The 16,194-nt window shown below is 64.0% G+C and carries 16 protein-coding genes; 4 read left to right on the top strand and 12 right to left on the bottom strand.

What is annotated here, in order from left to right:
* Positions 1-236: 236 nt before the first annotated feature.
* Positions 237-590 carry a hypothetical protein gene (locus tag AC0L3J_RS15155; RefSeq protein ID WP_354168040.1) on the top strand — a complete coding sequence of 118 codons (354 nt, stop codon included), beginning with the start codon at positions 237-239 and terminating at the stop codon, positions 588-590.
* Between the two features lie 107 nt (positions 591-697).
* Here AC0L3J_RS15155 and AC0L3J_RS15150 read toward each other — a convergent pair whose 3' ends face one another.
* The 4 genes from AC0L3J_RS15150 to AC0L3J_RS15135 all read right to left on the bottom strand — a co-directional run bounded on the left by AC0L3J_RS15150 (position 698) and on the right by AC0L3J_RS15135 (position 3,462).
* Positions 698-1,111, bottom strand: coding sequence for a VOC family protein (locus AC0L3J_RS15150; protein ID WP_473347519.1), 414 nt, complete (start codon positions 1,109-1,111; stop codon positions 698-700).
* A 37-nt stretch (positions 1,112-1,148) separates the two neighbouring features.
* The gene (locus AC0L3J_RS15145) at positions 1,149-1,685 is read right to left on the bottom strand and encodes an SRPBCC family protein (RefSeq protein WP_473347518.1); all 537 of its coding nucleotides are present in this window, start codon (positions 1,683-1,685) and stop codon (positions 1,149-1,151) included.
* Positions 1,686-1,780: 95 nt separating this feature from the next.
* The gene (locus AC0L3J_RS15140; RefSeq protein ID WP_473347517.1) at positions 1,781-3,097 is read right to left on the bottom strand and encodes an RNA polymerase sigma factor; all 1,317 of its coding nucleotides are present in this window, start codon (positions 3,095-3,097) and stop codon (positions 1,781-1,783) included.
* Positions 3,094-3,462, bottom strand: coding sequence for a YciI family protein (locus tag AC0L3J_RS15135; RefSeq protein ID WP_027570323.1), 369 nt, complete (start codon positions 3,460-3,462; stop codon positions 3,094-3,096). Before AC0L3J_RS15135 ends, AC0L3J_RS15140 begins: the two co-directional genes overlap by 4 nt.
* Positions 3,463-3,606: 144 nt before the next feature.
* Here AC0L3J_RS15135 and AC0L3J_RS15130 point away from each other — a divergent pair, with 144 nt between their 5' ends.
* Both AC0L3J_RS15130 and AC0L3J_RS15125 read left to right on the top strand, forming a co-directional pair.
* Positions 3,607-4,572: a 2-hydroxyacid dehydrogenase gene (locus AC0L3J_RS15130; protein WP_473347516.1), complete on the top strand. Its 966-nt coding sequence runs from the start codon at positions 3,607-3,609 to the stop codon at positions 4,570-4,572.
* 118 nt (positions 4,573-4,690) lie between these two features.
* Positions 4,691-6,658: a methyl-accepting chemotaxis protein gene (locus AC0L3J_RS15125; protein WP_473347515.1), complete on the top strand. Its 1,968-nt coding sequence runs from the start codon at positions 4,691-4,693 to the stop codon at positions 6,656-6,658.
* 75 nt (positions 6,659-6,733) lie between these two features.
* Here AC0L3J_RS15125 and AC0L3J_RS15120 read toward each other — a convergent pair whose 3' ends face one another.
* Positions 6,734-7,378: a TetR/AcrR family transcriptional regulator gene (locus AC0L3J_RS15120; protein WP_456768007.1), complete on the bottom strand. Its 645-nt coding sequence runs from the start codon at positions 7,376-7,378 to the stop codon at positions 6,734-6,736.
* Positions 7,379-7,494: 116 nt separating this feature from the next.
* Between AC0L3J_RS15120 and AC0L3J_RS15115 the strand changes: the two genes are divergently transcribed.
* The gene (locus tag AC0L3J_RS15115) at positions 7,495-8,139 is read left to right on the top strand and encodes a glutathione binding-like protein (protein WP_473347514.1); all 645 of its coding nucleotides are present in this window, start codon (positions 7,495-7,497) and stop codon (positions 8,137-8,139) included.
* A gap of 87 nt (positions 8,140-8,226) precedes the next feature.
* On the opposite strand, the gene AC0L3J_RS15110 is transcribed toward AC0L3J_RS15115, so the two are convergent.
* The 7 genes from AC0L3J_RS15110 to AC0L3J_RS15080 all read right to left on the bottom strand — a co-directional run bounded on the left by AC0L3J_RS15110 (position 8,227) and on the right by AC0L3J_RS15080 (position 16,192).
* The gene (locus AC0L3J_RS15110; protein ID WP_473347650.1) at positions 8,227-8,994 is read right to left on the bottom strand and encodes a substrate-binding periplasmic protein; all 768 of its coding nucleotides are present in this window, start codon (positions 8,992-8,994) and stop codon (positions 8,227-8,229) included.
* Positions 8,995-9,027: 33 nt separating this feature from the next.
* On the bottom strand, positions 9,028-9,420 hold the full coding sequence (locus AC0L3J_RS15105) for a c-type cytochrome (RefSeq protein ID WP_473347513.1): 393 nt from the start codon (positions 9,418-9,420) through the stop codon (positions 9,028-9,030).
* Positions 9,421-9,482: 62 nt separating this feature from the next.
* Positions 9,483-11,201 (bottom strand): outer membrane protein assembly factor BamB family protein, encoded by a 1,719-nt coding sequence (locus tag AC0L3J_RS15100; protein ID WP_473347512.1) that lies wholly within the window; start codon positions 11,199-11,201, stop codon positions 9,483-9,485.
* A gap of 356 nt (positions 11,202-11,557) precedes the next feature.
* Positions 11,558-12,862 carry a TRAP transporter large permease gene (locus AC0L3J_RS15095; protein WP_473293823.1) on the bottom strand — a complete coding sequence of 435 codons (1,305 nt, stop codon included), beginning with the start codon at positions 12,860-12,862 and terminating at the stop codon, positions 11,558-11,560.
* Between the two features lie 30 nt (positions 12,863-12,892).
* Positions 12,893-13,486, bottom strand: coding sequence for a TRAP transporter small permease subunit (locus AC0L3J_RS15090; protein WP_473347511.1), 594 nt, complete (start codon positions 13,484-13,486; stop codon positions 12,893-12,895).
* A gap of 9 nt (positions 13,487-13,495) precedes the next feature.
* On the bottom strand, positions 13,496-14,494 hold the full coding sequence (locus tag AC0L3J_RS15085) for a TRAP transporter substrate-binding protein (protein ID WP_473347510.1): 999 nt from the start codon (positions 14,492-14,494) through the stop codon (positions 13,496-13,498).
* A 39-nt stretch (positions 14,495-14,533) separates the two neighbouring features.
* Positions 14,534-16,192 (bottom strand): hydantoinase B/oxoprolinase family protein, encoded by a 1,659-nt coding sequence (locus tag AC0L3J_RS15080; protein WP_473347509.1) that lies wholly within the window; start codon positions 16,190-16,192, stop codon positions 14,534-14,536.
* Positions 16,193-16,194: the final 2 nt, after the last annotated feature.

The following is a 16,194-nucleotide window of genomic DNA, read 5'->3' as shown; positions in this document are numbered from 1 at the left end:
CGAAATAAATAACGATTCTGTCCCGGAGTTCACAGCCTAATATTGCGCCAGTTGTTGTGCGATGCGGTCCGCATCATTTCACGAAGCGGCCTCACTGCTCTCGCAATGTGGTGCGACAGCAACATCCATATTCGGCCGTGTCGGCCAGGCGTTTCCCTTAGGTTCCATTTGAGCGGTGCGACGCAAGCTTCGGCAAGCGGACTTGGCGCGTCGCATACAACACCCAAGGGTCCGGCATGATGCGACACGGCTTTGTCTTGCTCACTTTTTGCGCAACGCTCATGGGATGCGTGGTCGCGCCTGCGCAGGAACGCCGTCCGATCGCATGGGACGGCCTCGGTCAGGATCCGAACCGTCCCTCCGTCATCAAGCGTCGCGTGGCGACCCAAGCTCCCGCGGCGAGTGATCCGAATCAGGAGCGGGAGAGAGTCCTCGGCACCTTGCGCCCGTACTCCGCGGCGTGGTGGGCAATCCATGACGAAATCGAAGCGGAGAATGACAGGCAGCTCGGGACAAAGCTCGTGATCTGTCCGCGCTGCGTTCCCTCCTCCCAACCACCGAGCAATGACGTGACCGGATCGATCCGCTGAGAGCGGCGCACAGTTGATCGGCACATGACGCAACGTCTCATGCGCACCCCTCTCCGCATCGTCGGGGAGAGGGGATCGCCGCCTGGCGCGTCAAACGATCGCGCCTGTCACATTCCCTCGGCAGGGCAGTTCACCATCCAGGGAATGCCGAACTTGTCGACGCACATGCCAAAACCCTTGGCCCAGAACGTCTTGCTGAAGGGCATGGTGACGGCACCGCCATCGGCGAGCGCGTTGAACTTGCGCTCGCCCTCCGCGGGGTCCGCGACCGTCAGCGAGATCGAGAAGCCCTGCGGCCTCTGAAAATGTTCGCCCGGTACATCGGACCCCATCAGCACGGTGCCGTCGGGCAGCGACATCCGCGCATGCATGATCGTCTTCTCGCGGCCGGGCGCCGCGGCCATGTCCGGCGGTGCGTCCGACGAACGCATCATGGCGTCGATCTTGCCACCGAGCACCTTGGCGTAATAATTGAATGCCGCTTCGCAGGTGTCCTGATAGAACAGATAGGGATTGAGCATCGTTTCTCTCCGTTTGCTTTCGTTCGGGGTGACGGCGCTACTTCTCGGTGAGCTTCTTCAGGCCGGCCAAGCCGGCCTCGAAATCGTTGCCGATCATGGTGTCCATGTTGATGAACACCTGCATGATCTTGGACAGGAACGGGGCCGGACCGGACATCGCCCACGTGACCAGTGTGGCATCGCCTTGCGGCACAAAGGTGAACTCGGCGGTGTTGTGGCCTTCGAAAGGCCGCTCGAAATCGAGCTTGATGCGGAGTTTTGACGGCGCACTCGCCTCGAGGATCTCCATATTGCCGGCGCCGACATTGTTGTTGCCGTCCCAGGCATAGGTCGCGCCCCTTCCTTCCGTAGTTCCGCCGAAGCTGCGCTTCATGGCGGGATCGCGGCCCTCGTAGGGGGACCAGGCCGTCCAGCGATGGAAATCGGCGACGAAGGGATAGACCGCATTGGCCGGCGCTTTGACGGCGACGCTGCGTTCGACGCGGAATGTGTCGGGCTTCGTCAGGGCGAAGACGAGCACCCCCACGATTCCGACTGCGAACAGGAGGGCGATGACGGCAATGGCTCTCAGCATGAATGGCTCCCTGGATACGGTCCTAGGACGAAGGGAGGGGGTCAGGCCCGACAAGGCGAAGCGGAAATTTTTGCGACGCCCGAAGCAGGCGCACCCTACTTCACCTTGCTGCCTTCGACCTTCGCATCTTGCCTGGCGCCGCCATTGGCGCCCTTGGGCTGGCTGTCCCGAATCAGGCGATCGAGATGCATGCGGATGTGGGCGGCTTCTGCGGACGTGTTGGCGAGGGCGATGGCGCGGTCGAAGGCGATGCGGGCTTCGTCGTTGCGGCCGAGCTGCATCAGGAAAGCGCCGCGCACGCCGTAGAAATGGAAGTAGTTGGCAAGCTTTGGCGCCAGCGGCTCGATCAGGTCGAGCGCGGCTTGCGGTCCGCCCACCTTGGACACCGCAACCGCGCGGTTGAGCGTCACCACCGGCGAGGGCTGCACCACCTCCAGCGCGCCATAGAGCAGGTCGATCTGCGCCCAGTCGGTCTCCTCGGGCCTCGACGCGCGGGCATGCAGCGCGGCGATCGCGGCCTGGATCTGGTAGGGCCCGCTGCGGCGATGGCGTATCGCCTTGTCGATCAGCGCGAGGCCTTCCGCGATCATGGTGCCGTTCCACAGCGAACGATCCTGGTCGTCCAGCAGGATCAGCGAGCCATCCGCGGCAAAGCGCGATGCACTGCGCGCATGCTGCAACAAGATAAGCGCCGTGAGCCCCATGATCTCCGGCTCGCTCTGGAACAGCCGCAGCAGCAGCCGCGCCAGCCGGATTGCTTCCTCGCACAGCGGCTTTCTGATTGCGGCGGTGTCGCCGCTCGCCGAATAACCCTCATTGAAGATCAAATAGATCATCGCGGCGACAACGGCGAGCCGCTCCGAGCGCTCGACCGCGCCCGGCGTTTCGAACGGCGTTCCGGCTTCGGCCACCTTGGCCTTGGCACGCGTGATGCGCTGCTCCATCGCCGCATCCGACACCAGGAAGGCGCGCGCGATCTGCTTCACGGTCAGTCCGCAGACGATACGGAGCGCCAGCGCGATCTGCTGCGTCGCCGGCAGGCCTGGATGGCAGCAGATGAACATCAGCCGCAAAATGTCGTCGCGATAGTGCGAGCCGTCGAGCCGCTCGGCGAGCGCGCCCTCGGCGTCGTCGAGATCGGAGATCGCCTGATCGTCCTCCGGCAGCGGCTGCTGCTTGCGGGTGCGGCGCACCTCGTCGATCGCAACGTTGCGACCAACCATGATCAGCCAGGCCGCGGGATCGCGCGGCGGTCCGTTCTGCGGCCAGGTCTTCAGCGCGCGCAAGCAGGCGTTCTGAAAAGCCTCCTCGGCGGTGTCGAGATCGCGGAAATAGCGCAGCAGCGCGCCGACCGCCTGGGGGCGCGCCGAGGTCAGCGCGGTCTCGATCCAGGCGGTATCGGCCTCGCTCACGTCAGATTCCCTCCGGGCCTGAACACGCCCACGGGCCGCACTTCATAGGCGCCGCCGGGATTGGCCGATCCGAGGTCGCGCGCAACGTCGAGCGCCTCGTCGAGGTTCTTGCAATCGACGATATAGAAGCCGAGCAACTGCTCCTTGGTCTCCGCGTAAGGGCCGTCGAGCACCAGCGGCGGGTCCTCCTTGCGCAGCGTCGCTGCCGCAGTGGTCGGCAGCAGCCGCGCCACCGGGCCGAGCCTGCCCTGCTTCGCGAGACCTTCCTGCACCACGGCGAGCTTCTTCATCACGGCCTCGTCCTGGTCCTTGCTCCAGGAGCCGACGAAGTCCTCGTCGTGATAGCAAAGGATCGCATAAAGCATGGGCAGTACCTTCTCTGAGCGCTTGTTTTGAAGACGATCCAGTATGCCTTGCCCCGACATGGCTGCGGAAAAAAATTGCAAGAAAAATCCGGCAGATCGTGCCAAGGAGGGCCTTCAAAAGCGGAACCTCAAGAGGCACTTCGAATGACCGTGGGCACACTGGCCGTCCTGATCAACAGCACGCAGCAGAACTGGCTGCCGGAGCGCTGGAAGGCCCGGTTCGACGCGGTCGGCGGCGGCCGCCGCGTGGTGCTGCTGCCCGATGCCGGGCTCGATCCGGCCGAGGTGCACTATGCCGCGGTGTGGAAGCCGGTGCCGGGCGACCTCGGCTCTTTCCCCAATCTGCGTGCGATCTTCAATCTGGGCGCCGGCGTCGATGCGCTGATGGCGGACAAGAGCCTTCCGAACGTGCCGCTGGTGCGTGTCGCCGTGCCCGATCTGACCGGCCGCATGACCGAATACGTCGTGCAGCACGTGCTGATGCACCACCGCCAGGAGCTTTATCTGCGCCAGTCGCAGCGCGAAAAGCGCTGGGAGCCGACATATCAATGGCCGGCGAGCGCCGTCACGGTCGGTGTCATGGGACTGGGCACGCTCGGCGCTGATGCGGCCGATGTGCTGCGGCGGCTTGGTTTCCGCGTCGCCGGCTGGAGCCGCAGCCCGCGTACCATCGCAGGTGTCGAATGCTTCCACGGCGCCGCGCAGATCGACGCATTCCTGCGCACGACCGATATTCTCGTCAGCCTGTTGCCGCTGACGCCCGATACGCATGGCATCCTCAACCGCGACGTCTTCACCAAGCTCAACCGCAAAAGCCCACTCGGTGCGCCCGTGCTGATCAACGCCGGCCGCGGCGGCCTGCAGAACGAAGCCGACATCCTTTCTTGCCTCGACGACGGCACGCTGGGCGCCGCCTCGCTCGACGTCTTCGTGCAGGAACCGCAGCCGGCGGATAGCCGGTTCTGGACCCATCCCAAGGTGTTGCTGACGCCGCACAACGCCGCCGACACCGACGCCGATGCGATCTCGACCTATGTCGCCGAGCAGATCGCGCGGTTCGAGGCGGGTGGTGTGCTGGAGAACGTGGTGGACCGGACGCGGGGGTATTGAGACCTCACGGGGCACTCGGGCCCGTAAAATCACTGATCGACGGCCGGTATCCCGTTCACCCTCTCTTAGCGAGAAGTTGATAGGCGTTGTTAATCAACGCTCAACGAACGAGTCGGACATGCGCTTCACGCTCGGCCTCAGGATGCGGATCACGGTTGCGCTGGCGGTGACGGCAGCCGCGACCGCGCTGTTTGCGGTGCTCGGGGCGATGTGGATCATCGCGGGGATCATCGACCGCGCCGACCAGCGCGAGCTGCGCAGCCATTACGATGCCCTGCAATCGCGCATCGCCGAGGAGTCCCGCCGCGCCGCCGCCATGAGCGCCGTCGTCGCCGCAATACCAGCGACGCAGGACGCGATGGCCAAACAGGATCGCAACGCCTTGGTTGGCCTGTTCGGGCCGGTGTTTGCCGCGACCAAATCGGAGTACGGCGTCGAACAATTCCAGTTCCACGTGGCACCCGCGACCTCGTTCCTGCGCGTGCACCAGCCTGCTAAATTTGGCGACGACCTCTCGGGCTTCCGCAAAACCGTGATCATCGCCAACCAGGAGCACAAGGTCGTGGTTGGCCTCGAGGGTGGCCTGGCCGGGCTCGGCATCCGCGGCGTCGTGCCGATCGCGCAAGGCGACAAGCATCTCGGCTCAGTCGAGTTTGGCCTGACCTTCGGCCAGTCCTTTCTGGACGACTTCAAGAGCAACCGCCATGTCGACATCGCCTTCCATCTCGCGGACGGCGGCGGCTTCAAGCTGTTCGGCGGCACGCTGAAGGGCAAGAGCTTCTTCGACGCGGCCGATTACGGCCGCGCCGCCGGCGGCGACTTCACGATACGGCAGGCCAAGCTCGACACCACGCCGGTGGCCGCGCTGCTCGGACCGATCAGGGATTTTTCCGGCAAGTCGCTCGGCGCGGTCGAACTGGTGATGGACAATGCCGACTATGTGGCCTCTGCCGACCGTGCCTGGCTGCTGGCATTCGGCATCGCCGCGCTCGGGCTCGTGCTCGCCGCCATCGTCGGCTATCTCATCGCCCGCAGCATCTCGCGTCCGATCATTTCCATCACCACCGTGATGCGCGAGCTGGCCGACGGACACCTTGATGTCACCGTCCCCGTCAGCAAAGCGAACGACGAGGTCGGCGCGATGGTCAAGGCTGTCGCGGTGTTCCGCGACAACGCCCTCAACTTCAACCGGCTCCAGACCGAACAGGCCGACACCAAGGCGCAATCCGAAGCGGAGAAACGGCGCGCGTTCGCCGCGCTCGCCGACAATTTCGAAGCCAGCATCCGCGACGTCGTCACCACGGTCTCCTCGGCCGCGGTCGAGATGGAGAACACGGCGCGCTCGATGTCCGATATCGTCGAGCGATCACGGCAGCAGACCGGCACGGTGTCGTCGGCCTCGGCGCTCGCCTCCGAGAATGTGCAGACGGTTGCTGCCGCCGCGGAAGAGCTGTCGTCGTCGATGACCGAGATCAGCCGGCGCCTTGCGCACGCGACGGCGGTGGTCGGCAAAGCTGCGAGCGACGGACGACGGTCGAATGAGCGCGTGCAGAGTCTGGCCGACGCCGCGCAGAAAATCGGCGACGTCGTCTCCTTCATCAGCGGCATTGCCGAGCAAACCAATCTGCTGGCACTCAATGCGACGATCGAGGCGGCGCGCGCGGGGGAAGCCGGCCGCGGCTTTGCGGTGGTCGCCTCCGAGGTGAAGGCGCTGGCCACCCAGACCGCCAAAGCGACCGAGGAGATCGGCGCGCAGGTGACGGCGGTACAAGGCGAGACTACCGGCGCAGTGGACGGCATCCAGTCGATCTGCGCCACGATCCAGGAAGTCGACGAGATCTCCGCCGCGATTGCCGCCGCCGTCGGCCAGCAGGGCACCGCGACGCAGGAGATTGCGCAGAACGTCCAGCAGGCAGCCGCCCGCACCGGCGAGGTCTCGCAAAACATCGCGGGCGTCACCGCCGGCATCGCCGCGACGGGAACAGCGGCGGAGGAAGTCCTGGGCTCGGCGATCGAGCTGTCGAAACAATCGCAGCGGCTGCGCGACGAGGTGGACCGCTTCCTCGCGCATATTCGCGCGGCGTAGCGGGACTACAAACTCAGTGTCGTCCTGGCGAAAGCCAGGACGACGTTTGGGAGATAGCTCGCGCCACGCAACCGCCTAGCTCTTTCCTCCCACCATCAGGTCGATCGCCCCCTTCACGATCGCCTCGAGCTCCTTCCGCGACACACGCGCGCGGGAGCGGATGGCAATTGAATGCACGGTCGCTGAAGCGAGCTGCGCCAGCACGGCGGGATCGGCGCTCTCGGACAACTCGCCTTTCTCCTTGGCGCGGCGGAAGCAACTTGCAAATGCCTTGTCGAGCTCGTTGAGGCCATCGAGCACCATGGCCCGGATGTCGGGATCGCCGACCGCCTCGGAGGCCGCCGTGACCACGGTGAAGCAGCCGCGCGGGCCGGTCTCGCCGGAGAGATAGATGTTCAGCGCGGAGGCAAAGATGCGTTCCAGCCGCCGGCGCACGGGCATCTCCTGGCGAAAGATCTCCACCATCGATGCGCGCGCTTCCTCGCGGTAGCGCTGATAGCTCTTGATGTAGAGCTCGCGCTTGTCGCCGAAGGCGCCATAGAGGCTGGGGCGATTCATGCCGGTGGCTTCGCTGAGATCGTCGAGCGAGGTCGCCGCGAAACCCTGCGTGCGGAACAGGTCGAGCGCCTTGCCAAGCGCGACATCGGGTTCATAGGCGCGCGGACGGCCGCGGCGCTTGGGCTCACTGGCAGCAGTTGGCGGCTTCGATTTTTGTACCATTTCGCAATTTAATCCTTGACCGCCCCCATAATATGCAAGACAGTACAAAAATCAATCTGGCCGGGTTGAGCGACACTCCAAAAGTCACATCGAAGAATTGCCCAAGGAGGCTCAAGATGGATCTTTATTTCTCGCCCCTCGCCTGTTCGATGGCGAGCCGCGTCGCGCTGTATGAAGCGGGCGCCGAAGTGAATTATCTCGAAGTCGATCCGCCGACCAAGACAGTGCTGAGCGACGGCACTGATTTTCGAACCGTGAATCCGATCGGCCTGGTGCCGACGCTGCGCACCGACGAGGGCGTGGTGCTGACCGAGAACGCCGCGATCCTGCAATATATCGCCGACCGCTTCCCGCAATCGGGCCTCGGCGCCGCAGCGGGCATCGATCGCACGCGGCTGCATCAATGGCTCTGCTTCATCGGCACCGAACTGCACAAGGGCCTGTTCATTCCGGTGCTCGACCGCAAGGCGCCGCAGGAGACGAAAGCCTATGCGTTGGAGAAGAACCTGTCGCGGCTGGACTATCTCGACAATTACCTGAAGGGGCGCGACTTCCTGCTCGACCATTTCAGCGTCGCCGACGCCTATCTCGTCACGGTCATCAACTGGACCATGGCGACGCCGCCGATCGAGCTCGCGAAATGGCCGAGCGTGAAGGCCTATTACGAACGCCTGCGTCAACGGCCGTCGGTCGCACGCGCGATCGCGGAAGAGTTCGAGCTGTACAAGGCCGAGCAGGCGCGGAAGAAGGCCGCGGCGTAAGCGACATTCGAAATAACCCGTCGTTCCGGACAATTCGGCCGGGGCGACGGGTTAAACAGCGCGACCGACCGCGCCCGGAACAAATGGCTATTTCGGCGTCTGCACTACGACCCCGTAGCGGCCGTATATCCGATCGATCGTGCCGTCGTTTCGCAGCCGTTCAACCGCTCCATCGATGCTGTCGCGCAATGCATCATCCGGACGGACCATGCCGACCGCGACATTCCAGTTGAGATCGGCTACGGACTCGTCGCGATCCAGGATACGAAATGCCTTGTCCGGATGCGTCAGATTGAAATAACTCGCCGCAGTGGGTGTGACCGCAGCGGCATCGATCTCATGGTTTGACAAGGCATCGAGGCTGTCGCTCTCGAAGCCGAAAGTCGACGTCGGGACGTGCCGTTGACTGATGATCATGGCAGCGACGGATCCGACCTGCACGCCGACCTTGGTATGCTCGTTGAGGCTCTGGAACGAGGCGAGCGCGCTGGATGAGGGGACGGCGAGCGCGACGCCCGTGCGATAATACGGTTTTGAGATTCTCAAGCGGGTTTCACCCTGTGCTTCGCGGTCGGCGATGACATCCAGAACGATGTCGCATCCGGCGCTCCGCATCTGGTACTGGGTGATGATCCAGTCGAGCCGCAGCGACACCCCGAGCTCGTGTGCCAGCGCCTGGCCCAATTCAATCTGAAAGCCGGGAGGATCGGCGGCCTTGCTTGCGAACGGAAGCGAGTTCGGATGGGCGCATAATCCGAGCACACCGGACGCGCGGATCGCGTCCAGGGTCCGCCCCTGCGCAGGATTCAGCAATCCGATCACGGCGCCGACCACAAGCGGGAGAACTGTCTTCATTCCGCGTTCTCGTATCGACATCGGCTGGTCCATTCAGCCCTCGCGCGGCTTCAGGGCGCGGATGTATTTGACGATCTGGTCGATCTGCGCGTCGGTGAAGGCCCCGCCGAATGCCGGCATCGCACCAGACTTGCCGTTCTTGATACGGCTGTGCAGATAGTCGTCGTCGCGCGGCGAATTCATCAGCTGCGGTCCTTTGCCGGCAGCCCGGCCGCCAGCGGAGTGACAAAAGCCGCAAGTCCCTGCGAATAACTGCTCGACGTCGAACGTCCCGTTGTCGTGTACGGGAGCGGCAGACTGCGCCTGAACCGGTGCGGCATACAGCGACGAGGCGCCCAGCACCGCCGATAGCAGCGCGGTGATCTTCTTCAAATGCAAGTTCAAGGTATCCAGCTCCATATCCTGAAGCACGATGTCCTGAAGCACGCCCGGAAATCCCAATGCACGGGAAGCAAGCTTACGCCTGCTCCCCGGCAATCTGCGATGATCTATTTCAAGCTGAAGACGACGAGCGCCCCGTCATCGCGCGGCATGCTCTTGTAGACGCCGCCGAAGTTTGGCGCGTATTCGTCTGCCAGCATGCCGCCAAAGCCAGCGGCCACGGCAATGTACTGCTTGCCATTGACGGAATAGCTGACGATGCCACCCTGGTGGCCGGTGCCGTTGTTGTGACTCCACAGCTCGGCCCCGGTTTCGGCATCGTAGGCATGAAGGATCCCGCGGGAGTCGGGCACGAATACGAGATTGCCCGCGGTCGACAGCACACTTCCGAGCGGCGGCTCGGGATAGCGAACCTCCCACTTCTTGGCGCCGGTGATGGGGTCGCGCGCGTCGAGATGTCCATAAATCTCTCCGCCCGGAGGGGGTACCATCTTGAAATCGGCGCCGATGTTGAGCTGGACCTGGGGCGCTGTGACCGGCGTCGTCTTCTGGACGTCGAGCGTCATGCACCATTCCTGGCCGATCTTGTAGTACAGGCCGGTCTTCGGGTTGTAGGAACCGGCGTTCCAGCTGACGCCGCCGCCAATGAAGGGGCACAGCGGCGGTTCGGTGACCTTCCCGGCGCTGAAGTCGCGACGGCCGATCAAGGCACCGGTCTTGGGATCGATATCCTTGACGAAATTGATGTTCTCAACGAGCCGCCAGACATTCTTCACGGCGAGATTGCGGTCATAGACGAAGACGAAACCGCCCTTGTTCGGGTGAACCACGAACTTCTGACCGTCGCGTTCGAGCATCACAAATTCGCCGACCGCGCTGTCGAAATCCCAGGCATCGTGCGGCAATTCCTGATGATGGAATTTCAGCCTGCCGGTATCGACGTCGAGACCAATCACCGAACTCGTGTAGAGATTGTCGCCGGGACGCGCGCCTTGCGTCTTGTAATCGGCGCCCGACCAATCGTAGAGCGGCGCCGGGTTTGCGGTGCCCCACAGGATCGTGTTGGTCTCGGAATCGTAAGTGCCCGGCATCCAGCCACCGCCACCGCCCGTGCGCCAGGAATCGTTTCCCCACGTCTTCATGGCCTCGTCGGTGCCGGCGACGGTCAAGAACTCCCACTTCTTCTTCCCGGTGGTGGCATCCAGGCCGAAGATCGGGCCGCGGCCCGGCCATTCACCGCCTTGCGCTCCGATGATCACCGTACCCTTCGCGTAAAGCGGTGCACCGGTGAAACCGACCGTGAGCTTCTGGGAGTCGATCAGCCTGGTTTCCCAGAGGACCTTCCCCGACTTCATATCCAGGCCAAGAACCCTGCCGTCCATGGTGCCGACGAAAACCTTGCCCTCGCCGAGCGCTACGCCGCGATTGTAGGGGGAATGGGTCTGACGGGAGATCAGGGCTTCGTCCAGCTCCGGAAAATGGGACCAGATCACCTCGCCTGTCGCGCCGTTGAGCGCTAAAACCCGGCTGTAAGAACCCGAGTAATAGAGCACGCCATCCGCCGCGAGGGGCATCGATTGCAGGCCGCGGGTCGAGCGTCCTGGAATATGGGTCCAGGCAACGTTCAGATTGCCGATATTATTTGCATTGATCTGCGCCAGCGGGCTGTAGTGATAGGACTTGTATGAACCGTGATAGGTCAGCCAATCGTTCTGACCGCCGTTCTCGATCCGTGCAGTATCCACGGACTGGGCCAAGGCCGACGACACCATCAGCGTCGCGCCGGCAATAAGAGGTAGACCAGACTTACACCAACGCTTCTTCATCCGTTCCTCCCGCTTTATGTTTGTTTAACTTGCGTCTCACAGACGCCGCCGCGAGGGATGTTGCGGTCCACTATCTGTCGGTTCTTCTCCATCGCATACGAGCCGCCAACGGCTCTCGATTTCTCTCGGCGGACATCGCCAAAAGGTGCTACGTCTTTGGACTGGTTGCAGTTGTGCTTATCCTCGCTCCGGCAGCGTACGCCGGATGACGAGGAGCGCAAAGATGGAACACGCGCACGGCGCGAATTTGACGCCCGGCGCGGATCACAAACGTCAGTTGCGCTGTCCGGTTCGTTGGCCTCGCAGTCTCAGACTGCTGCGGGCGGACGCGATAGCGCCAAGGCCGGAGGAAGGATTTACCCGTACAGCACGCGCGGGAGGATCGTGACGATGCCGGGCCAGAGCGTCAGCAGCAGCACGAAGCCGACCATGATGAGGAGATAGGGCATCGTGACGCGCGCGATGTAGCCGAGGCCATCGTCGGTCAAGCCCTGGATCACGAACAGGTTGAAGCCGACCGGCGGCGTGATCTGGGCCATCTCGACCGCGAGCACGAGGAAGATACCGAACCAGATCTCGTCGAAGCCAGCACCCTTCACGATCGGCAGCACGATCGGCAGCGTCATCACGATCATCGAGAAGCCATCGAGGAAGCAGCCGAGGATCAGGTAGAAGATAATCAGCACCACGATCAGCATGAAGGGCGATAGCCCCAAGCCCTTCACGAACGCGGCGACGGCCTGCGGGATGCCCAGGAAGGCCGCGGCGTTGCCGAGGATCGAGGCGCCGAGCACGATCAGCGCGATCATCGAGCAGGTCACGACCGAGCCGATCAGCACGTCGCGCATCACCTGTTGCGACATCGAGCCCTGCGCCCAGGCGACCAGCGCCGCGCCGAACACGCCGACCGCGGCGGCTTCCGACGGCGTCGCCAGCCCGCCATACATCGAGCCGAGCACGCAGGCGATCAGGAACAGCGCCGGCGCGAGGTCCTTCAGCGCCGCAAAACGTTCGCGCCACGGCACCTGCGAGAGCTTTGCCTCGGACTCCGGCACCAGCGTGCGGTTGAACGTCGTGTGCAGCATCACCCATCCCATGAAGGTGGCCGCCAGCAGAAGGCCGGGCAGCACGCCGGCGGTAAAGAGCTTGAGAATAGAGACGTCGCCCAGCACGCCATAGATGATCATGATGTTGGACGGCGGGATCAAAAAGCCGAGCGTGCCTGCGCCGGCGAGCGAGCCGATCGCGATGTCGCGGGAATAGCCGCGGCGCGTGAGCTCGTTGAGCGACATGCGGCCGATCACCTGCGTCGTCGCCGCCGACGAGCCGGAGATCGCCGCGAAGATGGTGCAGCCGATCACGTTCACATGTAGAAGACGACCCGGCAGCAGCCCCGCCCAGGGCGCGAGCCCCTGGAACAGCGAACGTGACAAGCGGGTGCGAAACAGCAGCTCGCCCATCAGGATGAACAGCGGCAACGCCAGCAGCTCCTGCGTCGTCAAGATGTTCCAGGCGTATTGCGGCAGCAGCTTGTCGAGCGGAATCGAGCGGAACATCGCCAGCAGCAGCGTCGCAGTGAGCGCAAGCGTCAGGCCGATCCATACGCCGCACGCCAGAAGCGCAAACAGGATCGCGAAGAGAGCGACGACTTCAATGGTCATGGAATCCGGTGTCCGCTGGCGCGAGGGCGATCATTCGACGGGCGAGGCCTTCATGCGGTGATCCTCCAGCGGCAGGCCGAGCACGGCCTGGATCGCGCGCGCCAGGAACTGCAGCGTCAGCAGCAGCATGCCGAAGGTGACAACGGCCTGCGGAAACCACAGCGGGGTGTCGCTCGAGGTCGAAACCTGGCCGCGCACATAGGCGCCGAAGGCGAACTTCGCCATCGACGATGTCAGGAAGGCCATGAAGGCGAAGCCCGCGGCGGCCGACAGGATTTCGATCGCGCGCTGAAAGGGGGCCGGGACGTTCTTCAGCAGCAGCACGACACGGATATGGCCGCCGACGCGCAGCGTCATGGCAGCCCCGAAGGTGAAGGACGCCGCCATCAGATAAGAGGAATATTCCCACGCGATCGAGATCGTGGGCGGAAAGAACGGCAGGAAGTTCGAGAGGAAGCGCGTTGCGACCTCGCACAGCATCAGCAACGTCAGCATCAAGAGGCAGCCGCCGCCGATCCAACCGTCCAGCCGGCCAAGACGGTCGATGCCGTCGAGCAGGATGCGCAGCGGCGCTGGCGCCGCCGCGTTGAGACTATGCGGAGCTGCGGGCGAAACGCTGGCCACGGCCCGTCCTCAGCGCTTCATTTCGGCGAGATAGGCCCGCACCGGCTTGTCGGCCGCCGGCACGCGCTTGACGAAAGCGTCGAGCTGCGGCGCGGTCTTGGCGCGAATGTCCGTGATCATGGCCTCCGAGACCGGCACCACCTCCATGCCGCCTTCCTTGAGGCGGTTGAGGCTGTCGACGTCCGCCTTGAGCGAGTTCGCCCAGAAGCCCGGCTCCATCTTGGCGGCAATGCCCGCGACGAGCTGTTGCTGATCGGCGCTCAGTGCCTTCCAGGAATCGAGGTTGACGGTGAGCATCTGCGACGACCAGACGTGGTTGGTCGGGTAGATGTATTTCAGGAATTCCCAGAATTTACCGTCGACGCCCGACACCGCCGAGGTGGAGACGCCCGAGACCGCGCCGGAGGCCAGCGCCGGGATGGTCTCGCCCCAGGGAATCATCACCGGCGCCATGCCGACCACGGCCAGCATGTCGACGGCGTTCTTGTCAGGCACGCGGATCTTGATGTTCTTCAAGCCGTCGACATCGGCGACCTTGACCTTGAGGTGCAGATATTGCGTCGGCCAGGGCACGATGTAGAGGATCTTCTGGTTGTTGCGCGCGGCGACCTTCTCGTATTCGGGCCGCACATATTTGTGCAGCACCTTCAATTCGTCCATCGAGCCGCAGAGAAAGGGAATGCTCTCGACGCCCATGAAGGGCTCGTCGCCGACCTGCTGGATGTTGAGGACGTCGGCAAGCGGCACCAGGCCGTCGCGCACGGCGCGCAGATGCTCGGGGCCCTTGAAGCCGAGCTGGCCACCGGCCTTCACGGTGATCGCGACCGAGCCACCCGTCTGCTTCTTCACCTCTTCCGCGAAGGCAAACGCGTTCTGAGTGTGGAAATTGCCGTCGGGCCATACCGTCGACATGTCCCAGCTCACCGTCGCAGCGCGCGCGCGGGTCGAGATGTGGCCGGCTGCGAGCAGTGTCGCTGCGCCCGCTGTAAAATTCCGTCGCGTGATCATTGAGCCCCTCCGTTTGCTACGCGCACGACGCCTGAAGCGTCATCGCGTATGCCCATAAACTGCAACCGCGTTGTCGGCAGACACGAGGCCGCTTTCGATGTCGTCGTTGACGGCTGTCGGCGCGCGCTCCCGGGGATCGCCGATGCCGGCGCCGCCTGGCGTCAGCACCACCAGCCGGTCGTCCGGCGGCACCTGCTGAAAGCCTTTTCCACGCAGCTTCTTGCCGGACTTCAGGCCGACATAGCCGGCCTCGCCGTTCTTGCCGCCATCGCGGCCGCGTGGCGGATGATCGATGCGGTCGAATGCCGCCAGGATGTCGAACGGCGCATCGACGCCGCTGCCGACTTCGATGATCTGGCCGAGACCGCCGCGGGTGCGCCCCGCCCCTCCGGAATCCGGACGCAGCTCCTTGCGCCAGAAGATCAGCGGCGTCTGCGTCTCGGCGATTTCGACCGGCGTGCCGCGCACGCCGCTGGGATAGGCGGTCGCCGACAGTCCGTCCTTGGCGAAGCGCGCGCCGGTGCCGCCATTGGAGGTCACCGCCATCGAGAATCCGTAATTGCCGCCGGCGCCCGAGCGGGTCTGTCCGCGCACGTTGAGATTCCACAGGCACGAGGTGCCTTCCGCGGGCACGCGCTCGGGAATGATCTGGCGCAGGCAGCCGAACACGACATCGGGCAGCATCTGGCCGATGATGTGACGCGAGGCGACCGGCGCCGGCTTCGGCGCATTGAGGATCGCGCCTTTGGGAGCCGACACCGTCAGTGGCGAGAGCGAGCCGGCATTGTTCGGGATCTGCGAGGCGACGACGCAGCCGAGACCGAACACGGTGTAGGCGATGGTGTAGGACAGAGGCACGTTGATGCCGAACCTGGACGCGGCCGAAGTGCCGTCGAAATCGACGTGGATGCCTTCGTCCGAGATCGTCAGCGTCGCCTCGAGCGAGATCGGCGCGTCATAGCCGTCGACCACCATGGTGTTGCGCCAGGTGCCCTTCGGCAGCTTGGCGATCTCGGCCAGCACGGCCTCGCGCGAGCGGTCGCAGATGTAGTCGCCGAGCGCATCGAGCGAGTCGATGCCGAACTCGGTCATCATCTCGACCAGGCGCTCGCAGCCGACGTCGTTGCAGCCGGCGAGCGAGTAGGTGTCGCCCTCGGTGTCAATCGGCAGCCGCGTGTTAGTACGGATCATCGCCATCAGCGTCTCGTTGACGACGCCCTGGTCGATCAGCTTCAGCATGGGAATGTAGAGCCCCTCCATGAACACGTCGGTGGCGTCGGGCCCGAAGCCGATGCCGCCGATGTCCATGAGATGGCTGGTGCAGGAAAACAGCGCGACCGGCTTGCCGTCCTTGAAGCAGGGCGTGGTGACGACGAAATCGTTGAGATGGCCGGTGCCCATCCAGGGATCGTTGGTGATGTAGGCGTCGCCCTCCTTCATCGTGTCGATCGGAAAGTGGGCGATGAAGTGCTTGACCGATTCCGCCATCGAATTGACGTGGCCGGGGGTGCCGGTCACCGCCTGCGCCAGCATCCGTCCCTTGAGGTCGAACACGCCGGCCGAGAGGTCGCCGCATTCGCGCACGATCGGACTGAAGGCAGTGCGGAGCAGCACCTGCGCCTGTTCCTCGACGACGGCGATCAGCCGGTGCCACATGATCTGGAGGTCGATCAGGCTCGCGCCGCTTGCCTTGCTCATGA

The sequence above is a fragment of the Bradyrhizobium sp. Kon37 genome (assembly GCF_055807535.1).
The sequence above is the reverse complement of the archived record's forward strand: the minus strand, read 5'-3'. Positions and strand labels throughout refer to the sequence as shown.